Origin of the sequence: Halotia branconii CENA392, from assembly GCF_029953635.1 — a bacterium.
Lineage (GTDB): Bacteria > Cyanobacteriota > Cyanobacteriia > Cyanobacteriales > Nostocaceae > Halotia > Halotia branconii.
This window is the reverse complement of record NZ_CP124543.1, coordinates 3,967,093-3,989,149: the sequence shown is the minus strand read 5'-3', so window position 1 is coordinate 3,989,149 and position 22,057 is coordinate 3,967,093. Positions and strand designations below refer to the sequence as shown.

Below are 22,057 nucleotides of genomic sequence, written 5' to 3'. Positions count from 1 at the left end.
TTGAAACAACTTTCTGCGGACTGGTTCACCTGCCCCCTGCCTACACAGCGATGGGATATTTTTTTAGTTGGAAGTCCCTTATGAAAGGGCGATCGCCACTAAAATTAAGCTGACTAATTTATCTAAATTTATTTATTATGACTAAACTTGCTTATCTTCAATGTCCGACGGGAATTTCTGGTGATATGTGCCTAGGAACCTTAGTTAGTCTAGGTGTCCCTATAGAGTATTTAATAGAAAAACTCAATAATTTGGGAATTGCCCAAGAGTACCAATTAAGGGCAGAACTTGTGCAACGCAATGGTCAGCAAGCGACGAAAGTTCATGTAGATTTAATAGATCATTACCACGACCACAAACACAATCATCATGGACGGCACTTGCCAGAAATAGTGCAAATGATTAGCAAAGCAGGATTACCATCACGGGCAGCAGCTTGGAGTTTAGCAGTATTTCGGCAGTTAGCAGTAGCAGAAGGGGCAGTACATGGCATTGCCCCAGAGAAAGTACACTTCCATGAGGTGGGTGCTGTGGATGCGATCGTGGATATTGTCGGTACTTGTTTAGGGTTGGATTGGTTGGGCATTGTAAGTAATCATCAGGGATTGCCCCTACTATATTGTTCAGCGTTCCCGACGGGAGGGGGAACAGTGCGGGCGGCACATGGTCAGATGGCAGTACCAGTCCCAGCGGTATTAAAACTATGGGAAATGCGGGGTTGTCCAGTTTATAGTAATGGTATTGATCGGGAACTAGTGACACCTACAGGAGCTGCGATCGCCACTACTCTCGTGAGAGATTTTGGTGCGCCACCACCAATGACTATCAAGCAAGTAGGACTGGGAGCAGGTTCTATAGATTTACCCATTCCCAATATATTACGTCTATGGTTGGGCGAAAGTATTAATTTACAGGCAAATTTTACCAATTCTAACGATACTAGTTCTACTTTAGAGACAATATCAGTACTAGAAACCCAAATTGATGATTTAAATCCCCAGGCAATCGGCTATGTATTTGAGGCGTTGTTTGCTGTGGGTGCGCTGGATGTGTTTACTCAATCTGTAGGAATGAAAAAGTCACGTCCGGGAATTTTACTGACTGTGATTTGTGATCCGGAAAATGTACTCAATTGTGAAGCAGTTTTATTTCGGGAGACAACTACTTTAGGCATTCGCCGGACTACCCAGCAAAGAACCATCTTACAGCGGGAAATTCAATCGGTGGCAACTGAATATGGTCAGGTACGCATCAAGGTAGCATGGCAGGGAAAATTACCAGAAAAACTCATTGCTAACGTGCAGCCAGAATATGAAGATTGTGCAGAATTAGCCCGAAAATATAATATTCCTTGGCGTGAAATTCAGCGATCGGCATTACAAAGTTGGTATTTATGTAATTCGTAATTTAACGTGAAAAGGCAAGACACAATGGTAGACATAGCGGAAACTCTGAGCGGAGGCTTCCTTTGATCAGAACTTTCCAAGACAGCCGAGACGTTGATTTGTCTAAGATATTTGGCGTACAATTAAGCCTTAACTGCTATCCATTGTGTTACAGGTGACATTGCCCGCCAGCCCAAAAACTTGCCAATAGGTTCCGCCCTTTGGATGGCAATCCGGTTTAACTTACCACCAACTTGTTGATGCCACTGAAATAAAGTTTGTTCACCTTCTACCGTGACAACATTTGCTACTAAACGTCCACCGGGTCGCAAAACTTCCCAGCAAATATCGAAAAGCTTCTCTGCTGTGACTCCACCACCAATGAAAATGGCATCTGGTGTAGGCAAATTTTTGAAGGCATCTGGTGCTTTACCTGCAATGATTTGTAAGTTGGGAGTACCAAGGGTAGAAGCATTTTCAGCAATATAATGTAATCTAGAAGAATTTTGTTCGATCGCGATCGCCCGACACCTGGGATGAGTCCGCATCCATTCAATCGAAATTGAGCCGCAACCCGCGCCGACATCCCACAGCAGTTTTCCTGGTGTCGGTGCTAAAGCTGTTAAGGTAATTGCCCTAACTTCGCGCTTGGTAAGTTGTCCATCATGGTGATAAGCGTCATCTGGAAGTCCTGGTAATCTTGGCAAAGGCACAACTCCAGGATCAGCAATACAATTAACTGCGATCGCATTAAGATCGGCAAGTTCTATTACATGCCAAGATGCAGCCGTACCAGTGACAATTCTTTCTTCAATACCGCCTATGCGTTCTAATACTGTAATTTCGCTGTCACCATAGCCACGTTTGGTCAAAATTTCAGCCACAATTGCAGGTGTATTTTTTCCCTCGCTCAAAATTAACAACTTGGCTTGGGGATAGATGTAAGACTGAAGTAACGAAGGTGGACGACCGCACAAACTCAAGGTTTCCACTTCAGTTAAAGACCATCCTAATCGGGCACAGGCGAGGCTGAAGGCTGAAGGCGCAGGGATAATTGTGATTTCTGATATAGGAATTTGCCGCGTTAAGGTAACACCAATGCCGTAACACATGGGATCACCACTCGCTAGTACACAAATAGATTGATTACGACGACGGATAATTTCTGCTACTGAGGCACTAATGGGAGATGCCCAAGTTAGTTTCTCACGTTGGTCATTTGGAGGCAACATTGCCAGATGGCGATCGCCTCCCACAATTACTTCAGCTTGATCTATTAAAGAACGAGCGATCGCACTTAATCCCTGTAACCCATCTTCACCAATACCGACAATAGAAAGCCATTTTTTCATTATTCTTCTGCAAATTCTAAATGGACAGGCGATCGCTAAAATTGGTGTCTCAAGCTTTTACAATCTGTTAATTGTCTAGGTGTTGAGGAATAAAAATGCGACGTGACACCATCTTCTATAAATTATTTAAGCAATTTCCGGGTTTACTGTTTGAATTAGTAGATGAACCACCCGCAGAAGCACAGAACTATCAGTTTGAATCGGTTGAAGTCAAAGAAACGGCGTTTCGGATTGATGGAGTGTTTTTACCTCCCGCTAATGCAGTTTCCAAAACTGTCTTTTTCGCTGAGGTGCAGTTTCAGAAAGATGAAGACTTATATCACCGCTTTTTTAGTGAATTATTTTTGTTTCTCTATCGCCACTCTATCCGTTACGATGACTGGTCTGGAGTGCTGATTTTTCGTTCTCGCAGTCTGGAACCTTCAAATCCTGCGATTCATCGCGCTTTGCTAGAGAGTAATCAAGTGCGGCGGGTTTATCTGGATGAGTTGGGGGATTTAAAACAACAACCTTTGGGGCTAGGGTTGATGTTATTGACAAATGTTAATTCTGAAACGGAAGCAGTGGAAGGGGCGCGGTTTTTGCTGGAACAAGCACAGCAACAATCGGAACAAGCAATAATAGATTTAGTGACGACGATTATAGTCTACAAGTTTTCTACCTTGAGTCGAGAGGAGATTGAAGCGATGTTGGGACTAAATTTGGAAGAAGAACCACGGGCTATTAGGGACGCGAAGGAGGAACAAACGCGATCGCTCGTCCTCCGACAATTAAAACGGCTATTGGGTGAGCTTCCCGATGCGCTGCTGTCCCAGATTCAAGGGTTGTCGCTAGAACAGTTGGAAGCTTTAGGTGAGGCGTTGTTAGATTTTTCCTCTATGGCGGATTTGGAAGGGTGGTTACAAGGTCAACCAAGAGGGTAAATCTCACGCAGAGGCGCAGAGGCGCAGAAAAGAAAGGCGATCACACTTTGTAAAATAATTATGGCTACAAATGAAGGTTTCCGACGTGAAGAAGCATTTGCAGACACACGGGTATATTAGAAGCAGTGGAAGAAAAAGTGCGATCGCTAGTCCTCTGACTTTTAAAACGATTATTTGATGAAATTGCTGAGGAACCTTGGAAGCGTTAGCTTTGGCGTTGTTGGAATTGAGATTGCGATCGTTGATTTGGAAAGGTAATTACAAGGTCAACCAAAGGATAAATTTCACACAAAAAAGGAAAGCAATCGCTAAAATTAATATCCTGCAACTTTTCCCAAAAAAACATTTAATTTTGTCATTTTTTATGGTTTTTTTATAAAAATTAGCAGAACAAATTATATATGAATCTTGAAAAATACCATTTGAATATTAAAAAGACAGGTTTTGATTTAGAATTCCGTATTTCGGAAATCCTGCGAAAATCTGGATGGTCTACAATAAATAATAAATATTATATTGATGATGTGAAAGAAGAGGTAAGAGAAATTGATATTATAGCTTATAAGGTTATGGATACGAAGGACATTAGAATTTTTACTACGCTTGTTATTAGCTGTAAAAAAAGTGAAAAAAATCTTTGGGCTTTTCTTTCTAAGAAGCTTGATGAGAAAGATCCAAACTTAGATTTAAAACCTGTTCATGTTTGGTCTAACAATAAAGTTTTAGAATTTATTACCTCTATGAGTGGCTTTAAAAATGATTATTATGAAAATATAATTAACAAGAAAGTTGGTAGAGCTTTATGTACACCTAAATTTCAAATTTTTGCATATCAGGAGATGGATATTGATAGTGGAAATCCAAAAAATGACACGGCGATATTTAGCTCTATTAGTTCATTAATGAAAGCGCAGTCTTATGAAATTAATTCTCTACCAAAACGAAGAAGTTCAGAAAAATTAAATTATATTTATCAATTTAATCTGATTTCAATAATAGATTCAAAATTAATAAGAATGCTATTTGATGAAGAGAAAATTGATACATTTGAGATAGATGAAGATAATTATATTGCTAGATATATTATAAATAAAGAACAAACTATTGCTCGTATTCATTTTATTAAAGCTAAAATTTTTAGCGATATATTGGAAGAATATAATCTTTATCATATAGCTAATTGTAATTTTTTTCAGCAAAAATATGATGATTTCTATATCGATGCTATAAGTAATGAAGATAAGTTAGAACTATTATTTGATGAGTTTTATGATTTAATAAAGACAAGTTTATATTTTGAATTAATTCAATATGGATATAAAAGAACATTGGATGATTTTGTAAAAGATGTAAAAGCAGATATTAATTGGAACGAAGCTAGTAAATCCCTTATAATATCATTAGACATACCACAAGAATTTACTAAATGTTTAAATGAAAATAAAAAAATATGCTTAATGGTAGCTAAGAATTTGAATACAATTTACCACTATGATGGTAGATTTGAATTTGTAGATGTATATATACCTTTTTAAAAAATTGAATTGCGGATTATGTATTCTATATTTAAGGTTTTCACGATTAAAATTCAGAAATTTAGAATACTGTAAATCAACATCAGTAATTTGAAGACTTCTGGTAAATTACTTTTAACTTTGATAACACAAAAAATTATTTATTTTCACCTAATCGCTGTTCAGCAATACCTACCAGAATAGTTAAATTTCAATATCTGTGGCAAAATTACGTAGATTATCTTGTCGCCACTTTGCATCATTTTTGCGATTTGTTTGCAACTCTAAAACCCGCATTCCCTTAGTTGGTAGCGGGTTTAATTTTTGCTGCAACTGCTGCCAAGAAGTAATTAATTCATGCTGCACATTGTAAATAGCGCAAAGCTGGGCAAAATCAATATCTTGGGGAGTGCCAAAAAACTCTTCAAATGGAGGCTCAAAATTGGCAATGGGTAACATTTCAAAAATCCCACCGCCGTTGTTGTTGATTAATACAATTGTGAGATGTCCAATAAATTTATTGCGGATTAAAAAACCATTGGTGTCATGCAACAGCGCTAAATCTCCTGTTAACATCACACTACTTTGCTGGCGGTGGGCAATTCCTAAAGCTGTGGATAATGTACCATCAATGCCGTTTGCACCACGATTAAAGTGCGATCGCACTCCTAAATTATTTGGTCTCCAAAAAAATTCTACATCCCGCACAGGCATACTATTGGCGATAAATAAAGGCGTTTTGGGCGGTAGTATCTGAGATAATAACCACGCGGCTTTACCTTCAAATAATTCCTCCATTGTCGCCATGTTCTGGTCAATATTTACCCTCACCTGTGTTTCTGCTACACACCATTTTTGCATGTATTCAGATGAGGAAGATTTTATCCCCCTACTCCCCTGGTTACTGAGCGCAGTCGAAGTATGCTCACCTGCCAGTTGTTCTATCGCAACTCGTAAATGAATTGTTCTCCCATGAAGGGGATCGAGGTTTTGGTCACTAGGATCAATGATCCAGCGTCGGGGTTGGGTTGCATCAATCCAGTTACGCAGTTCTTTACTAGTAGGCATATCTCCTACTTGAATTACGATATCTGGTGCTAGCTGCTTGGCTAGTTGCTGATTACGCAAAATTAGGTCATAAGTAGAAATTAAATAGGGATTGAGGTGAGCATAATTTCTCAGTGGGGAAAGTCCCTCTGCTAGCACAGGCCATTTAAGAGTCTGGGAAAGATGCGCGATCGCCTTACAATACTCCTGTGGCTGTTGCGGTTGGGCTACACCAGCGATAATGATACCGCGATCGCATTGTTGCCATTCTTTGGGTATGGGGCATAGGGCATGGGCAAGTGGGCATGGGTTTGTGATTCCAGCAAAGAAGTCTTCTAAATTAAACTGTGACTGCAAATAGCTCCAGTCAGTATTGTCAGGTATGGGGGCGAGAGGATCACGAAAGGGAATATTTAGATGTACTGGGCCTTTTGTCGGAGTTTGCGTTCTCTCCCAAGCGTGAATTATTGTTTGCCGAAGATAAGCTAGCATTCCCATTTCTAGGGAAGGTAAGGCTACCTCTGCTTGCCAGTTTGGGTAATTTCCATATAGCTTCAGTTGATCTATTGTTTGTCCAGAGTGACAGTTTCGCAGTTCATTTGGTCTATCAGCAGTTAATACCAACATGGGAACACGACTTTCTCTCGCTTCAATGATTGCTGGGTAAAAGTTCGCTCCTGCTGTACCAGAGGTACAAACTAGTGCTACAGGCTTACCAGTTGCTTGAGCTACTCCCAACGCAAAAAAAGCTGCGGAACGTTCATCGAGAATAGAAATCGCTTCAATCTCAGGTACTTGTTCAGCAAAGGCGACTACTAGCGGTGTGGAACGTGAACCGGGACAAATGACAGCACAAGTCAATCCCAGACGTTTTAGTGTCTCGGTTAAGACATAAGCCCAAAATTGATTAACATTCCTATAGGCGATCGGCATTAAATTTAAAGATAAATATTAGACAATTTTTAATTTTAGTTTTTGTATAGGGAAATTTAATTTAAAATCCGTCTGGAAAAGTTGGGCGGTACAGAAACCGATACCGCTATTAATGGGAGTAAATACTCGCACACGACAGGTTCAACTATCTACAAAATACTAATTTCGCTCTTAGGCTCTTATGGACTGTATTCATTTGACGGGGATTCGCTGCTACGGTTACACCGGGTATTTGCCAGAAGAACAGGTGTTAGGTCAATGGTTTGAGGTCGATGTAAAATTATGGTTAGATATGTCCACCGCTGCCAAGACTGATGCTATAGAAGACACTTTAGATTATCGCAGCATCATCAGCTTGATTCAAAATCTGGTAAAAACATCCAAGTTTGCTTTGCTAGAACGCTTGGTAGGGGCGATCGCAGATTCTATACTACAAGAGTGCGATCGTGTTACCAAGGTTCAACTAACTGTCAGTAAACCCTCTGCACCTATTCCAGATTTCGGTGGCAAAATCAGCATTGAATTTACCAGAACTAAATCAGACCTTTATAATTCGTAATTCGTAATTACTTTTTTGCAAGGGTTCCAGACATTTAAAATGAGTATTTTATTGCCACCGTTCTTTACTCGCTCCTAACCCCATTCAAAAACCATGCTGATCGAAGATAAAAAACAACGTAACTGGCAACCTATCATTAAACAATTTGAGGCTGTCCTCGGCAAAAATGGTGTAATCCAACGTCGTGAGGAACTGATTACTTATGAATGTGATGGTTTAACTAGCTATCGCCAACGTCCGGCTTTGGTGTTACTACCAAGAACTACAGAAAAAGTTGCTGAAGTGGTAAAGATATGCAATCAACACTCTATCCCGTTCATAGCACGCGGCTCTGGTACTGGTCTATCTGGTGGAGCCTTACCAACTGAAGATTCTATTTTGATTGTTACTTCATTAATGCGGCAAATTCTAAACGTTGATTTAGACAATCAACGGATTGTGGTACAGCCTGGAGTAATTAACAGCTGGGTGACACAAACAGTTAGTGGTGCTGGATTTTACTACGCTCCCGACCCCTCTAGCCAAATTATTTGCTCTATTGGTGGTAATGTTGCTGAAAACTCTGGTGGGGTGCATTGTCTTAAATACGGGGTTACAACTAACCACGTTTTAGGATTAAAAATTGTCACACCTGAAGGAGAAATTATCAATTTGGGCGGACAAATTCCCGAAATGCCTGGTTATGATTTAACAGGTATATTTGTCGGTTCAGAAGGTACTCTAGGCATTGCTACAGAAATTACTCTGCGAATCCTCAAAAGTGCAGAATCAATTTGTGTATTATTAGCAGACTTTACCAGTGTTGAAGCTGCTGGGGCTAGTGTTTCTGATATCATCAGCGCGGGAATTATTCCCGGCGGTATGGAAATGATGGATAATATTAGTATCAATGCAGTTGAAGATGTTGTTGCTACAAATTGTTACCCCCGCGATGCTACTGCAATTTTATTGGTAGAAATTGATGGTTTAGAAGTTGAAGTTGCAGAAAATAAACAGCGTGTTGCTGATATTTGTAAAAAAAATGGAGCGCGTAACATCACTACTGCTAGTGACCCAGAAACTAGACTGAAATTGTGGAAAGGTCGGAAAGCGGCTTTTGCTGCGGCTGGACATTTAAGTCCAGATTATTATGTGCAAGATGGCGTAATTCCTCGGACTCAATTGCCTTATGTTCTCCAAGAAATTGAAGCCTTAAGTCAAAAGTATGGTTATCAGATTGCTAATGTGTTTCATGCTGGTGATGGAAATTTACATCCATTAATTTTGTTTGATAATTCTGTGCATGGTGCATTAGAAAAAGTAGAAGAAGTAGGAGGAGAAATTCTCAAACTTTGTGTGAAAGTTGGTGGTAGTATTTCTGGAGAACATGGCATTGGAGCAGATAAAAAATGTTATATGCCAGATATGTTTAGTGCCGCTGACTTAGAAACTATGCAATGGATACGGCAAGTATTTAATCCTCAAGGTTTAGCAAATCCTGAAAAGATGTTTCCTACACCCCGCACTTGCGGGGAAGCTGCAAATGCTAAAAACATGAAGCAGTTTGAAGGAGTGGAAAAATTTTAATTCGGTTTCAAGATGCTAAAATACGCTATTTTGATGCTGGTTTTTAGGGTTTGGAAAAGAAGGACTAAAGTCCTCACTACGAACTTACTCATTTATCAATTGAAACTTGATAAACTACTACCCTCTTTGTTAGAGACTTCCAGAGAATAAATTATCCAAGTAAATTGGATAATATTCGTTGTCTTCCCCCTGCCCCCTGCTCCCCTGCCTACCCCAGCGACGGGATATTTTTTTAGTTGGAAGTCCCTTATTGTTCCGGTCGAATACTGCGGTACCTATCGGTGCGAATATTACTAATAACTGTGCGGATCTGATTGACTGGCTCGCCTAAAGTTGCTAATAAATGAGCGCCTAACTCTAGTGCTGCCTCAAATTCTGGCTGTACGACTTCTTTAGCGCCCATTTGAGTTAAAAGGTCAATTTCACTATTATGATGTGAGCGTGCAATTATATCCAATTCCGGAGCGATCGCTAAAGCCCGTTGTAACAGCAAACGAGAACTAGCAGGATCGGGTAGAGCAATTGCCAAGGCTTTTGCTGTTTCTAAATGAATTTTCTCTAGCACAAGTTCGGAATCAGCATCACCAAAAATATAGGGGATTTGTTGCATTCTTAGTCTTTGAATGGCAGCTTCACTATTTTCAATTACTAAAACCAAATATCCCTGATTTTGTAAAATTTTGACCAGGACTTGTCCAACTCTTCCATAACCTGCAACAACAACATGACCACTAATACTTTCTGGAATAGATAAAATTTTGGGTTCTGCAAATTGCTGTAGGTACTGAGTAAAAAATGGCATTTGGATTAAGCGAGATGCTAGATGAGGAGAAATGTTAAGCCACATTGGGGTGAGAACCAGGGTAATTGCCGTTGTGCCTAACAGCAAAAGATAATTTCTCTCTGAAATTAGCTTGAGTTCCAAACCCGCCAAAGCTAAGACAAAAGAGAACTCCCCAATTTGATTAATGCCAAGACTAGTAATAATAGCAGTTTTGAGAGAGTAGCCAAATTTCAAAATGATGGGCAAAATAATCATCGCTTTACCCAACATCACTAAAATTACCAGTGCCAAAATTAGCCCCAAATTTTGGATTAAAACACCAGGATCGATCAGCATACCAATCGAGGCAAAGAACAGACAAGCAAAGGTATCTCTTAAAGGTAGAACTTTAGCGAGTGCATGATCTGCATAGTCAATCTCCGAAACCATTAACCCAGCAACAAATGCACCCATTTCGATGGAAAGGCCAAGTTTAGCTGTGACTATAGCTACCCCCAAACATAAAGCAATCACAGTCAGGATAAAGAGTTCAGTACTCTCAGTAGCGGCGACGTTGCTAATTAAACTTGGCACTATCCATTTACCAAAGGCGATCGCTGCTGCTAAAAAGACCAAAACTTTTAGCAAAGCACTACCTAACGCCAAGCCAATACTTTCCGGCTGATTCAAAGCAGGTAAAATCGCTAACATTAAACCCAATGCTAAATCCTGGGCAATTAAAATTGCTAGCATGACTTGACCGTGGAGTGTATTCGTTTCGCCTCTTTCAGCCAAAGTTTTTAATACTACCGCTGTAGAGGAAAGCGAAAGAACTGCTCCTAAAAAAATTCCTTGGGTAATTCCCTCAGCCCAACCTAGTAAAATAGTTAACAATGCTACAAATGTTGTGGTTAACCCAATTTGCAGCAGACTTCCCTGAATAGCAATATTTTTAACTCGTTTCAATTCTGCCAAAGAAAATTCAACACCCAAAGCAAACAACAAGAAAGCCACACCAATTGATGCCAAAGATTGGATTCGTGGCACATCACTTAACAGCTTGAAGCCAAAAGGCCCCACTATTAACCCGCTGATTAAATAACCTAGCAAAACAGGTTGACGCAGTCGGTTGGCTAGATATCCTCCCAAGGCTGAGGCTCCTAAAACAGTTGTTAAATCAAGAATCAAGTTATGTTCGGCTGCCATAATTTTCCACTTTTTAAATAAATTTAAGTTGTGCAGCTTGCAATCATTACTCGTAAATCGACACTAAGAAGGATTTGACAGCAGGATACGTAACTATGCCAAAAGTAGTTTGTCCTATTCTGACTTTTCAATACTTACAATGTTGCTTTCTTTCAAAAACTGCTATGGGTGAGAAACCTAACAAATTTTGGTAATTTATCTTGTTACTGTGACTTTATCTCAGCAAGCCCTAAGTAGGTCGATGTTAATAATTATCGTTGGGATAAAGCAGGGAGCAGCACTTCGGCTTGCTTCGACTGCGCGGCAGTTGAGCGAAGTCGAAACTCAGCAACCAACGCTCAGGCTAAACTCAGTACAAGTCGCTCAGTAACCAAGAGCAGGGGGAGAAAGAGTTTGAGTTTTATTTACTTTTATTCACATAGTTTGATTTTATTTCACCGACTTACTTGACACTATCGCTAGTAATAAATATTGGTTTTCAGGACTTGCAACTCAAAAAGATATATTCAGCAACATCAAATTTTTTATCCGCAATAGTACATCTTGAGGTAAAATTCATTTAAATTAGTCTTGAGAATATTTTTTATTAAACTAAAGAAAGGAGTTAATCTGTGTAGTGGACAGTGGAGACATTCATAAGCACAATTAAAATTAATCCTGGTCTTCTTCAAAAGATATTACTAATTTCCCTCTGAATCAAAGCTTACGAGTTTTAGACAGAATATTTAATCACAGTAAATCCCTAATTATCTACGATTTTGGGTATAATTAGCTGCGGATTTGAGAGATTCACTACTGCAAAAATAACTCAGATAGTTCGTTGTTTATCAGGAATAAGTCTTAACTAGTGAGTACACGACTAGTTCAACTAATATCCACAAGGTTCAATCAGTAATTAAGGTATATATGCAATTCTTTTTTGGTCTTGAACACGAAGTTGCTTTCTTGAATAAAGAAGGAAAGTTTGCTGATTTTTCCTGCACTAAGTTTACTGATTTCAATCAAATTGTGGAAAAACTACCCATATATCCTGATGATTATTTGCAGCTACGGGTTGGTGATGCCGGCATTAGAATGAAGAGATGGTACATTGAGGGATTTGAGCGATTTGCTAATTCTGATAAAGTCATTGATTGCGTCTCAAAAGGTATCGAAATCAGAACAACCATACATTCTAATATTCAAAATGCTATTGATGAATTATCCGACAGTTTTCGTTTATTATGTGAAATTGCTACTAAATTTAATTATTCACCAGTTTTAACTAGTTTTAATCCCTACAAAACAGTTTTTGAACCTCAACCGCCATTAAATGATTATGAGCTGAAACAACTACAGGCTTATCCTGACGAACAAACTGCTAATATTTATATGGTGACGTATGGTCCAGATTTAAATATTTCAGTGGCAGATTTGCCGATTGAAACTGTCATTGATATCGGAAAAAAATTAACTTATTATAGTCCTTATATTGTGCCTTTTAGTTATAGTTCTCCCTTTTATAATGGCAGTCTATGGGATGGACTATCAGTCAGGACATTTATCAGAACAGGAAAAAGACCAGCTGCCTTAGTTTTTGTCCAAACACAAGAACAATTAATTAATAGCACCCCTTCGTTAACAAAAATTGCCCGCCTTCCCGCAGAAGTAGGCCGTATCGAATTTAAAGCTTGTGATAGTTGTGATGATTTTTCAATGTATGCAGCATTACTGGCATTATTAAAAGGTCTGATTTTAGATCAAACTTTACTAGGGAGAGCAACTACACCTGATGCAGATTTACACCAGCTTTCAGCCAAAGAAGGCTTTGATAACGAAAATATTTTTGCCAATGCCACAAAAGTTATGCAAGCAGTTGAAACTGCCCTAAAAGATGATCCAGACTATCATTTGTTAACACCACTAAAAAATATTTTGGCAAAGCGGAAAACAAAATCTCACGAACTCATAGAAGTGTTTGAAAGTGTAGGTTCTATAGAAGATACTCTTAGACAAACTTACCAAGTCTCAAAATACCATCAACAGTGATCGCTGGCGAAATTTAAAACATAAAAGTTAACTTGATTAGCCCAATTGCTAACACTACTATCTGCCATTTGTCAAAAGACGGTCTGTAAAACATTTTTTGATTCTGTTGATACAACAAGATAAGTGTTACTTACGGTAAATTACTGATTACAGTTTTAATGGAAATTACGTATGCAACTGCTTGAAGTTCCTAATATTGCAGTCATTGCAGGGGAAAATGCCCTTCCTATTTCTCAACTACCTCCTGTGTGGCAAGACATCGCTCAGGGAACAGCAAATGTCGGACTCTGCAATCCCCAAATTTATGTTGAGATGGCACAGTTATTTCAATATAAATTAGAACAAGGTGATGTAGACTTGTTTAGCGATCACCCAGCATTAGCTCACCTCAAACCTTCATTTTCCCAACTATTTGGATATCTAGGACGTGAAACCCTAGAATTTTATGGACATGACTTAATGACTCACAACTATCCAAACTTTGCAAAAGTTCTACGTGATGTTGAGTCTAAAGGTGTTAATTATGCTGATGAGATGAAAGTGGCTCAGATTGGCATGGAACTTTTCCAGGAGTTTGGTTACGAACTTCCTGCAAGCTTTTACCATGTGCATTTAGCTCCCATTTATCGAGATCATGTGTTTGAAGAACGCGCCCTGAGATTTGACAAGCGTGATATAGAGCATAAGCGGTCTTGGGATGCCATGCTACATGCTGGTAAGGTGTTTGCTATGCAAATGAAAATACAAAGCATTGCTTCCAAGTACGGTTTTACTTATCAGCATGGTTGCGGTTGTAATTCTCACTTATCTGCCATTGATGCATCTCAAGGAGTGTTTGAATATGAGTTGAGTCCACAAAAACGAGAGCGATGGATTCGTAGTTTTATCTGGACTGCTTGGTATGAGTATGCTTTCTTTCCAATTGTGCCTAATACTAGTTATTTGGTTTAAAGAAATAGGTGTGGATTAGAGTAACTTAATTTATAGGGTTTCAACGAAACCCTATTGTCTACATCTTTTGTATCCTTTACTTAATATAACTATGTTGTACCATCTGGATTTTCAAGTTGAATACGCTGCGGATATGTCACAGCAAGATCTACTGACTATCTGGAAAGAAGAAGCAGATACAGCGCTGGCAGCTAAGCAAAACGGCACTATCGTAGATTTGTGGAAATGTGTGGGGATGCGGCGAGTGATTGCGATTGTCGATGTCCCATCACCAGATATACTCGACCAAATTCTGTTGGATTTACCTGTTATGAAAAAAATGGGGCAGTATGTTCATGTTGAGGTGGTTTCTTTGAGACGCTATGAAGATTTTGCGACTGATGTTAGCGATCGCCTTGATTCTACCAAAACAAATACATAATCAATATGAAATGAAGCATAACGAAAAATAATTTTGATTTTGTGATTTTCTTCTAACCGATGGAAGTTACATCAAATAATGATCCCCGGCTTTGGTTAAACCTTAAAGCCAGGGAAATCTTCAAGACTGTTCAAAATATAACTAGATAATTCACAAAAACCTTCTCCTTCAGCTGCGGCAGTAATATAAGTAGGCTGATATTGTAATTGCTTTGCATATTTCAACACATTGGCTACACCAACAGAAATAGGAAAATAACGTTGATTAAATAAACTTTCATCATTAGGGCTATCACCAACAGTCACAATTTGTTCTGGTGAGTAGTCGGGTAAATATTCTTGCAATACCTGTAACAATCCTACAGCCTTATCTTGTCCTTGGGGTTTAATGTGACACTGCACGTTACTGTAGGTAAATCCCCAACCCATTTGTTGACAGAGATTACTTAGTATCTGTAGTTCATCGGTATTTAAAGTTGCTACATCAAATGTCCAATCAGTGATGCGAAAACGATTATCAGCAGATTCTTGAATTTGCGGAAATTTAAGTTTTAATTGTGCAAAAACCCCAGCTAAATGTTGGCGATGTTCTACTAAATCGGGAATCGGTGTTAAGGCGACTGGTTCTTCTTTCCCAGATGGATAAAATAAACCGCCATTTTCTGCCACAGCACCCGCAACTGGCATTAAGCTACTCAGTCCACTTACCCAGCCAGCGGAACGTCCCGTAATAATTAGTACTTTGATCCTCGCTGCTGCTAAATCTTCTAAAGTCTGTAGTAATGCGGCAGAAAACTTGCCTTTCTTAGTCAATGTGCCATCCATATCTGTAGCGATGAGGCGAATGTTACTCAAGCAGTTAGATGTAATCTGAGACAGTTGCCTAGAACTTGTGAAATCTCCGTACATACGCAATTTAATAAAAGCCGTAAAAAATACACATAATACAGCAAGATGACCTTCACAATTTGGGCATCCTAAAAATAATAAGTCAAGTATCTATGTTTGCCAGCCATGCTAAATCCGATGTTTCTTGCCCAATCCTCAGGAGCAAAGCCTAGAAAGGCATCCCAGCAAGTACCAGCAAGCGATCCTCAGATGCCACCAGTTTTAGTTGCAACTTCTGGAGGACTAGCTTTAGCAGTGATTGCTTTGATTGTGTATGGCAAGTTCCAGATGAATAAATTTGAGAAAAAGCTCAAGTTTGAAAAATTCCGGGCGCGAGAACTAGAGAAAAAGTTTAAACTAGCGCTGGAAACAATTCGCAAAATGGAAACTAATCCTGATTTAGTTAACTCACGGGACTTCAACCTCGACTATCTGCGAATGCGAATGTCTGAGGAAGTGTTTCATTTTGCAATCTTGAATCAAATTAAAATTAGGGTTAAAGATAAAATTTCTCAAGCTTTACGTCCCAATCAATCCCAACAAGGAACAGTAGGAATTGCTAATAGTGCTGGACGGCAAGTTGATGAAACCTTTGATGTCGAGTATGAGACAGGTACACCACCAAATTCAGCTAAGCGAGTACTGTTTCGCATTCAAATTCGCTTGATGAAGTTACCGACACAAGCAACTTCTGCTACTATTAGCCAAATTATCGACTGTATTGAAACTTATCTTAGCCCCATAGAAGACCACGATACTTGGCAACCAACACTTCAAGGCCGAATTGCCCACATGCATTGGGATCAAAAGGCTAAGCCTACACCTTTATTGGTGCTGGAACAATCAAATGAGGGCGTGAATGTAACTTTCCGCACTAGTCGCCAACCAAATGCTATGACACCGCAAAAGTAGTCTGGAGTTAAATAATTATAGTTTGAGGGTGCAGCTATAAGTTATGCCGAATATATTTCGGTCGTTTAATGCTTGTTGAAAGGCTATTAATTTGGTGTTTAAGGTTAAATTATTTTGAGATCATCAATGAGATATTAATTGGTAAATAATTTAGTATGACTACGTTTCACTGCTATATGGTGCATGTAGTCTACATTCAAGTGTGGGGTAAATGAATGCAAGTCATTTTAGCAGCTGATGAACATTTAGAAGGCTTAACAGTATTGTTTGATCAGTATCGCGTTTTTTATCAACAGACATCTGATCTTGAATCTGCGAAGAAATTTTTAGATGAACGGCTCCAAAATCGTGACTCTGTAATATTTGTAGCAAATGATCAGGGCGACTTGGTAGGGTTTACACAGCTTTATCCCAGCTTTTCTTCGGTATCGATGAAAAGAGTTTGGATTTTGAATGATTTGTTTGTGCAGGAAGTGCATCGAAACAAGGGAGTAGCTCGATTATTGATGGAGGCTGCCGAAAACTATGCAAAACAAAGTAAAGCGGTTCGAGTTGTGTTATCAACTCAGATTTTAAACTCGGCAGCACAAGAGCTATATGAATCGCGTGGATATTTAAAAGACGAGGAGTTTTATCATTATGCATTGCGGTTTTAGCAACAGCATAATTTAGCTTTTAGGTGGCTTTAGGTAATGAACCACAGATTATTTATCTCACGCAGAGGCGCAGCGAAAAGTTCCTCGTTCGCGTAAGCGTTCCGCAGGAAAGCCGGGTTTCCCGGCGTAGGAAACTTTTCAAGACAGAGGCGCAGAGGAGAGGGTTTTTGGGTTTCTGCACTCAATAATAACTGTTTAGACTTTAGCTATTATGATTTTTGGCTCTCAGGATTGGGACTGGTGACTGTGCCTTGGGAGTCACGAGCTAAAAGACCATCTTCCATTTCTACAATGCGATCAGCTATATCCAAAATCCGGTTATCGTGTGTCACTAGCAAAATAGAAGTTCCTTGCTCTTTGGCTAGTCCTTGCATGATCTCTACCACATCACGTCCTGATTGTTTGTCTAATGCTGCGGTTGGTTCGTCTGCTAAAACTAGTGGAGGACTATTTACTAAGGCACGAGCGATCGCTATTCTTTGTTTTTGTCCACCAGAAAGATTATCGGGGTAATAACTAGCTCGTTCTTGTAAACCAACAGCCCCCAACATAGCTTGTGATTTAGCAATTGCTTCGCTTTGAGAAACTGTTTTATTCAATTCCACTGCCATCTGGACATTTTGGGTAGCAGTTAAAAATCCTAGCAAGTTGTGAGCCTGAAAAATATAGCCAATGTTCCGCCGAATTTGGACTAATTTATTTTGGCTAGCACCATACAATTCTATACCGGAAAACTGGAGACTTCCTTCTTGTACAGAGCGCAAACCACCAATCAAACTCAATAATGTTGTTTTACCTGACCCTGATGGTCCGGTCATAATCACAATCTCACCAGGATAAATATCTAAGTTAATATCAAACAAAATTTGTTTTTTGAGTGAGCCTTTACCATAGTAATGATTGAGGTTTTTAATGGAAATTACAGGTTCTTTTTTCATCATAAGTTAGGTATTACAATTCAATAGTTTTTTACAGCAGTTAGAAGATATCTGCTGGATCAGCAGAGCGCAATTTACGAACTGCGATCGCTCCAGAAATAAAACACATAATTATCGTCAAAATTAGCACTGTGATTGCACGTTCAAAGCTCATAAAAACGGGCAAAAGTGTAGCATTTCTAGCAGTGTTATACATCAACATAGTAAATATCCATCCTGGTATATATCCTAAACAAGCTAACATTAAAGCTTCTTGAAGAATCACAGTTAATAAATATGTTTGTGTATAACCTATGGCTTTTAAAGTAGCATATTCAGATAAATGATCTGAAACTTCGGTATAAAGAATTTGGTAAACAATTACGGTTCCTACGATAAAACCCATAACTGTTCCTAGAGTGAAAATAAAACCAATAGCTGTACTACTAGCCCAATAATTACGCTCAAAATCAATAAATTCTTGCTTAGTTAAAACATTAATATCTTCAGGTAAATAATTTCGCAATTGTTCAGCAGCAATAGTCGCATTTACTCCCGGATTTAATTTAATGAGACCAATATCAATTAATCCCCGCTGACGGTTATTAAATATCCGCAAAAAATTAACATCACTAGTAATTAAATTACCATCTGCCCCAAAGGACGCACCTAAAGTAAATAGTCCTGCTACTTTAATTCTTCTTCTTCTTACTTCTGCTGTTACAATGTTTCCTTGATTAAATTCAGCAGCAATGGGACCATATTCTTTACGAGAAGAACGGTCAAATAAAACTACATCAGGCAGTTTTAGCTTTTCTAAGTTTTCCGGAACTCCAGGTAAATCAAACACATTCGTCTCTGGATTAATTCCAAATGTCAAAATACTCCGAGGACGACCAGTCACGGGATTTTTCCAGCTTGTATAATCTAAATATATTGGATGTACTGATTTTACTATTGGTAATTCTAAAGCTTTATACAATCGCCGTTGGGAAAAGCTTTTCATCGCTAACACAGCATTAGATTGACTATTGATTAAAACAACGTCAGCTATCAAACTACTATGTAAACGGACATTACTATAATAGAGAGCATCCCGAAAACCAAGTTGCATAAACATCAAAATATCGGCAAAGGCAATTCCTGCCAAAGCTACGGCTAAACGAGTCTTTTCCCGCGTTAATTGTAGCCAAGACAGAGGTATTTTATGATTCATTTTCTAGGCTTTGATAAAGTAAGAAGTGGGAATGATGAATGATAAAATTTCAGTCTAGACTAATACCAATTCGTAATTAATAAAAGTTCTGATCTGGGTTTCGGAGTTTGAATGTGTTGCCAGATTTTGGAGAATTGGTGTAATGTCTCATTACGCTAACAACCTTCAGCTTTTTTTTCTGAAGTAGTTACCTTTTCGATGTCTTAAGGTACTTGATTGTTGCTATAGTTATTAATCTCAACAAGAACTTTGCCGTAAGTTAAACCTGAAACTTTGAAGCTATCTTCTGGAGATAAAGCAATTTTGACTTCTACGACTCTGGCATCCACGTCTGCTGCTGGATCTGTATTCAGCACATCTTTTTTACCAATTTTTCTGCCAATTTCAGTTACAGTTCCCTTTAATTCTTCACTAAAAGCCCCATTATCACTGGTAATCGTGGCATTTTGACCTAAACGCACTCTACCAATACTGTCTTCAGGAACTTCAGCAATCACCATCATTTGCTCGGTTTGTCCAATCTCAGCAATACCATTGGGACTGATGGCTTCTCCTGACTTGGTATGAACTGCTAAAATTTCGCCAGCAGTTGGGGCTTGGACATAGCTTAATTTTAGTTGTGCTTCCGCTTGTCTGACACTAGCGATCGCATTACTAACTTGAGCTTGGGCTATTTGCATATCAGTAGGACGAACATCTATAAGTCTGTTCAATCTGGCTTTTTCTTCATCAATTTGCTTTTGCAAAGTTGCTACAGTTTTGTCGCGGTTAACTTTAGCTTCGATCAGTTGCTGTTGCAAAGTTGCTAAATTTGTAACTTGATTAGCTCTAGCCTCAGCCAGTTGTTGCCTTAAAGTTGCTAGTGTCTGCCTTAAGGTGGCTTGGCTTTCAATAACTTGTTGACTAGTAGTTACTGCACTCAAACGTCTATTGTCCCGTTCTTGCTGGGAAATAGCACCTTCTCGGTATAAGTAGTCATAGCGTCCAGCATCGACTTGAGCATTACGCTGTTGAGCTTGTACCCGCGCGATCGTTGCTCTTAAACTATCTTTTTGCCCCCGAAGTTCTGCTTCTAGACGATTTATTGTTGCCTGTTGAGTAAGTTTTTCCCCACTCAATTGGGCAGCAACTCTAGTGATTGTGGCTTGCTGGGCTTCTTTTTCTCCACGCAACTGAGCTTGTAAACGAGCAATAATTGCTGTTTGAGCTTGAATATCCCTTGGTGATCCCACTCTTAGCTGGGCTAAATTAGCACGAGATTCTAGTAGTTTGGCTTTTGCTTCTTCTAAAGCTGCTATTTGAGTATCATGATTGTCTAAAATCGCAATTACTTGACCTTTTTTTACCCGTTCTCCTTCTTTGACAAAGATTTGCTGAACTCGTGATGCAGCTTGTGCGCCTGCGGTTGGGGCAGAAAGTTGAATCACTTCCCCTCGTGGTTCCAAACGCCCTACAGCACTAATGCTGTTAGCAGCTGGTTTTACAGGCACAGATGGGCTTAGCTTTCTGAGCTGTTCAACTTTAGCTGTGGTGAGAAGTCCAGCTGCGATCGCTATTGGCAGAGCTACAGCAATACCCCACCAAACCTTAGGTTGTTCTGGATCAAGTGGCTGCTCTATTGATCTTGTCTCAGTCACCCTTGACATAGTAAGTTGCCTGTTTATCTAAATTGTGCTGATGGAAGTAAAAAGCTACGTAGGCTTAGTTAAATTTGTCAATAAGGGTTTTTAGCAAACAGCCAGCTTCAAAAAACAACAGCAGCCCAAAGCCGAATATTGCTTAAAATTCAAGAGTTTGCTTCACCCAGATACTATTTTTGATGGCAACCTGGCACAAATTAAGCAAGTATGTTTTTGTAGACAGATATCAGTAAGTAAAAACTTGCCGATATTTGCTGCAACTTAAATTACTTTTGTGGAGTTTGAAAGAGACTACATCAACAATTTCATAAATACTTTACCTATAAAATTGAGTACGGCATATACTGCTATACTCTTGACTACCAAGGCAAAGTTATTACTATCAATTACCTAGATATAGCTCTGATAGAAGTCTAAATTGATGAGCTTTGAACATAATCTTGCTGAAAAATTGCGTATTCCTTCATTTAGTCAACGACTAATTAAAGCCCTGAGTTTCGACACTTCGACTACGCCCTTCTCCTGTCAAAGACGCTGCGCGATAAGCGTAGCTATGCCGTAGGCTTTACGACTGCGCCTTTCGGCTACGCTCAGGCTAAACTCAGCACAAGTCAGTGCGGCGCTGCGCTCAACTGCCACGTAGTTCAAGGGCTAAAATATATATGTAAAATAGAGCATTCCTGACATTTCAGTTTCCTTAAATTTATGGTCAACTTGTAAGCAGAGTTGGTAGTTTATACTTATCGATATCTGCTTCCAAGACCTTGCTGTTGTTGTCTAAACTCCATTAAACTATCGCTGAATAAATTCTACATTCATCAGTTACGGGAAAACGTAGCAGAGCCTACAGATGAGGAGAGATAAAGAGCAAGCTTAAAGGAACAACAAAATGCCAACAGCAACAGCGCAGTTTTAGTCAATAATCTGAATATCGCCCTCAAACTAGTTACTGCTTAGCTGGAACTAATACTAACCCATGATCAATAACACGATATCTAGCTTCTCTAGTGAAAATTACTCGACAATTTACACCACCATAATTTTTACAAGTTTGCACAGCATAGCGTGCTGCAATAGACTTACCTTTTCCTGAATGATTGGTATTATATCCCCAGCCAGTAACACAAGCATCATTAGAACCAACTGCCAAAGCTCCCCAAACATTGCTGGCATTTCGCAAT

General features: G+C 39.1%; 18 protein-coding genes. 10 read left to right on the top strand and 8 right to left on the bottom strand.

All coding sequences use genetic code 11. The annotated features are described in order from the left end of the window. The first annotated feature begins 137 nt into the window (after positions 1–137). A complete protein-coding gene (larC, locus tag QI031_RS17465) occupies positions 138–1,406 on the top strand; it encodes a nickel pincer cofactor biosynthesis protein LarC (protein ID WP_281480926.1) in 1,269 nt (422 codons plus the stop codon). A gap of 122 nt (positions 1,407–1,528) precedes the next feature. Here the strand turns inward: larC and cbiE are convergent, their stop codons facing one another. Continuing rightward, a complete protein-coding gene (gene cbiE, locus QI031_RS17460; RefSeq protein ID WP_281486064.1) occupies positions 1,529–2,740 on the bottom strand; it encodes a precorrin-6y C5,15-methyltransferase (decarboxylating) subunit CbiE in 1,212 nt (403 codons plus the stop codon). Positions 2,741–2,832: 92 nt separating this feature from the next. Here cbiE and QI031_RS17455 point away from each other — a divergent pair, with 92 nt between their 5' ends. Next, complete coding sequence (locus QI031_RS17455; protein WP_281480925.1) at positions 2,833–3,660, top strand: DUF2887 domain-containing protein; 828 nt, start codon at positions 2,833–2,835, stop codon at positions 3,658–3,660. Positions 3,661–4,061: 401 nt separating this feature from the next. Continuing rightward, positions 4,062–5,195 (top strand): hypothetical protein, encoded by a 1,134-nt coding sequence (locus QI031_RS17450; protein WP_281480924.1) that lies wholly within the window; start codon positions 4,062–4,064, stop codon positions 5,193–5,195. A 183-nt stretch (positions 5,196–5,378) separates the two neighbouring features. Here the strand turns inward: QI031_RS17450 and menD are convergent, their stop codons facing one another. Continuing rightward, a complete protein-coding gene (gene menD, locus QI031_RS17445) occupies positions 5,379–7,154 on the bottom strand; it encodes a 2-succinyl-5-enolpyruvyl-6-hydroxy-3-cyclohexene-1-carboxylic-acid synthase (RefSeq protein ID WP_281480923.1) in 1,776 nt (591 codons plus the stop codon). A gap of 181 nt (positions 7,155–7,335) precedes the next feature. Here menD and folB point away from each other — a divergent pair, with 181 nt between their 5' ends. Together folB and glcD are read left to right on the top strand one after the other, a co-directional pair. Then, positions 7,336–7,713: a dihydroneopterin aldolase gene (gene folB, locus QI031_RS17440; protein WP_281480922.1), complete on the top strand. Its 378-nt coding sequence runs from the start codon at positions 7,336–7,338 to the stop codon at positions 7,711–7,713. Positions 7,714–7,806: 93 nt separating this feature from the next. After that, the gene (gene glcD, locus QI031_RS17435) at positions 7,807–9,279 is read left to right on the top strand and encodes a glycolate oxidase subunit GlcD (protein ID WP_281480921.1); all 1,473 of its coding nucleotides are present in this window, start codon (positions 7,807–7,809) and stop codon (positions 9,277–9,279) included. 247 nt (positions 9,280–9,526) lie between these two features. Here glcD and QI031_RS17430 read toward each other — a convergent pair whose 3' ends face one another. After that, on the bottom strand, positions 9,527–11,248 hold the full coding sequence (locus tag QI031_RS17430) for a cation:proton antiporter (RefSeq protein WP_281480920.1): 1,722 nt from the start codon (positions 11,246–11,248) through the stop codon (positions 9,527–9,529). 906 nt (positions 11,249–12,154) lie between these two features. On the opposite strand from QI031_RS17430, the gene QI031_RS17425 reads away from it, so the two are divergent. The 3 genes from QI031_RS17425 to QI031_RS17415 all read left to right on the top strand — a co-directional run bounded on the left by QI031_RS17425 (position 12,155) and on the right by QI031_RS17415 (position 14,648). Further along, on the top strand, positions 12,155–13,276 hold the full coding sequence (locus QI031_RS17425; protein WP_281480919.1) for a glutamate--cysteine ligase: 1,122 nt from the start codon (positions 12,155–12,157) through the stop codon (positions 13,274–13,276). Positions 13,277–13,447: 171 nt separating this feature from the next. Beyond that, on the top strand, positions 13,448–14,227 hold the full coding sequence (locus QI031_RS17420; RefSeq protein WP_281480918.1) for a hypothetical protein: 780 nt from the start codon (positions 13,448–13,450) through the stop codon (positions 14,225–14,227). 91 nt (positions 14,228–14,318) lie between these two features. Continuing rightward, positions 14,319–14,648, top strand: a complete 330-nt coding sequence (locus QI031_RS17415; RefSeq protein WP_281480917.1) for a muconolactone Delta-isomerase family protein — start codon at positions 14,319–14,321, stop codon at positions 14,646–14,648. Positions 14,649–14,743: 95 nt separating this feature from the next. Here the strand turns inward: QI031_RS17415 and QI031_RS17410 are convergent, their stop codons facing one another. Next, positions 14,744–15,556, bottom strand: a complete 813-nt coding sequence (locus tag QI031_RS17410) for an HAD family hydrolase (protein ID WP_281480916.1) — start codon at positions 15,554–15,556, stop codon at positions 14,744–14,746. 105 nt (positions 15,557–15,661) lie between these two features. Here QI031_RS17410 and QI031_RS17405 point away from each other — a divergent pair, with 105 nt between their 5' ends. Then, positions 15,662–16,447, top strand: a complete 786-nt coding sequence (locus QI031_RS17405; RefSeq protein ID WP_281486063.1) for a hypothetical protein — start codon at positions 15,662–15,664, stop codon at positions 16,445–16,447. 215 nt (positions 16,448–16,662) lie between these two features. Next, a complete protein-coding gene (locus QI031_RS17400) occupies positions 16,663–17,103 on the top strand; it encodes a GNAT family N-acetyltransferase (protein ID WP_281480915.1) in 441 nt (146 codons plus the stop codon). A gap of 209 nt (positions 17,104–17,312) precedes the next feature. Here the strand turns inward: QI031_RS17400 and QI031_RS17395 are convergent, their stop codons facing one another. The 4 genes from QI031_RS17395 to QI031_RS17380 form a co-directional block, all read right to left on the bottom strand. Next, a complete protein-coding gene (locus QI031_RS17395; RefSeq protein ID WP_281486062.1) occupies positions 17,313–18,041 on the bottom strand; it encodes a DevA family ABC transporter ATP-binding protein in 729 nt (242 codons plus the stop codon). Positions 18,042–18,081: 40 nt separating this feature from the next. Further along, the gene (devC, locus tag QI031_RS17390; protein ID WP_281480914.1) at positions 18,082–19,236 is read right to left on the bottom strand and encodes an ABC transporter permease DevC; all 1,155 of its coding nucleotides are present in this window, start codon (positions 19,234–19,236) and stop codon (positions 18,082–18,084) included. Positions 19,237–19,439: 203 nt separating this feature from the next. Beyond that, on the bottom strand, positions 19,440–20,882 hold the full coding sequence (locus tag QI031_RS17385; RefSeq protein WP_281480913.1) for an HlyD family efflux transporter periplasmic adaptor subunit: 1,443 nt from the start codon (positions 20,880–20,882) through the stop codon (positions 19,440–19,442). Positions 20,883–21,822: 940 nt separating this feature from the next. Further along, positions 21,823–22,056, bottom strand: coding sequence for a hypothetical protein (locus QI031_RS17380; protein WP_281480912.1), 234 nt, complete (start codon positions 22,054–22,056; stop codon positions 21,823–21,825). Position 22,057 lies beyond the last annotated feature (1 nt).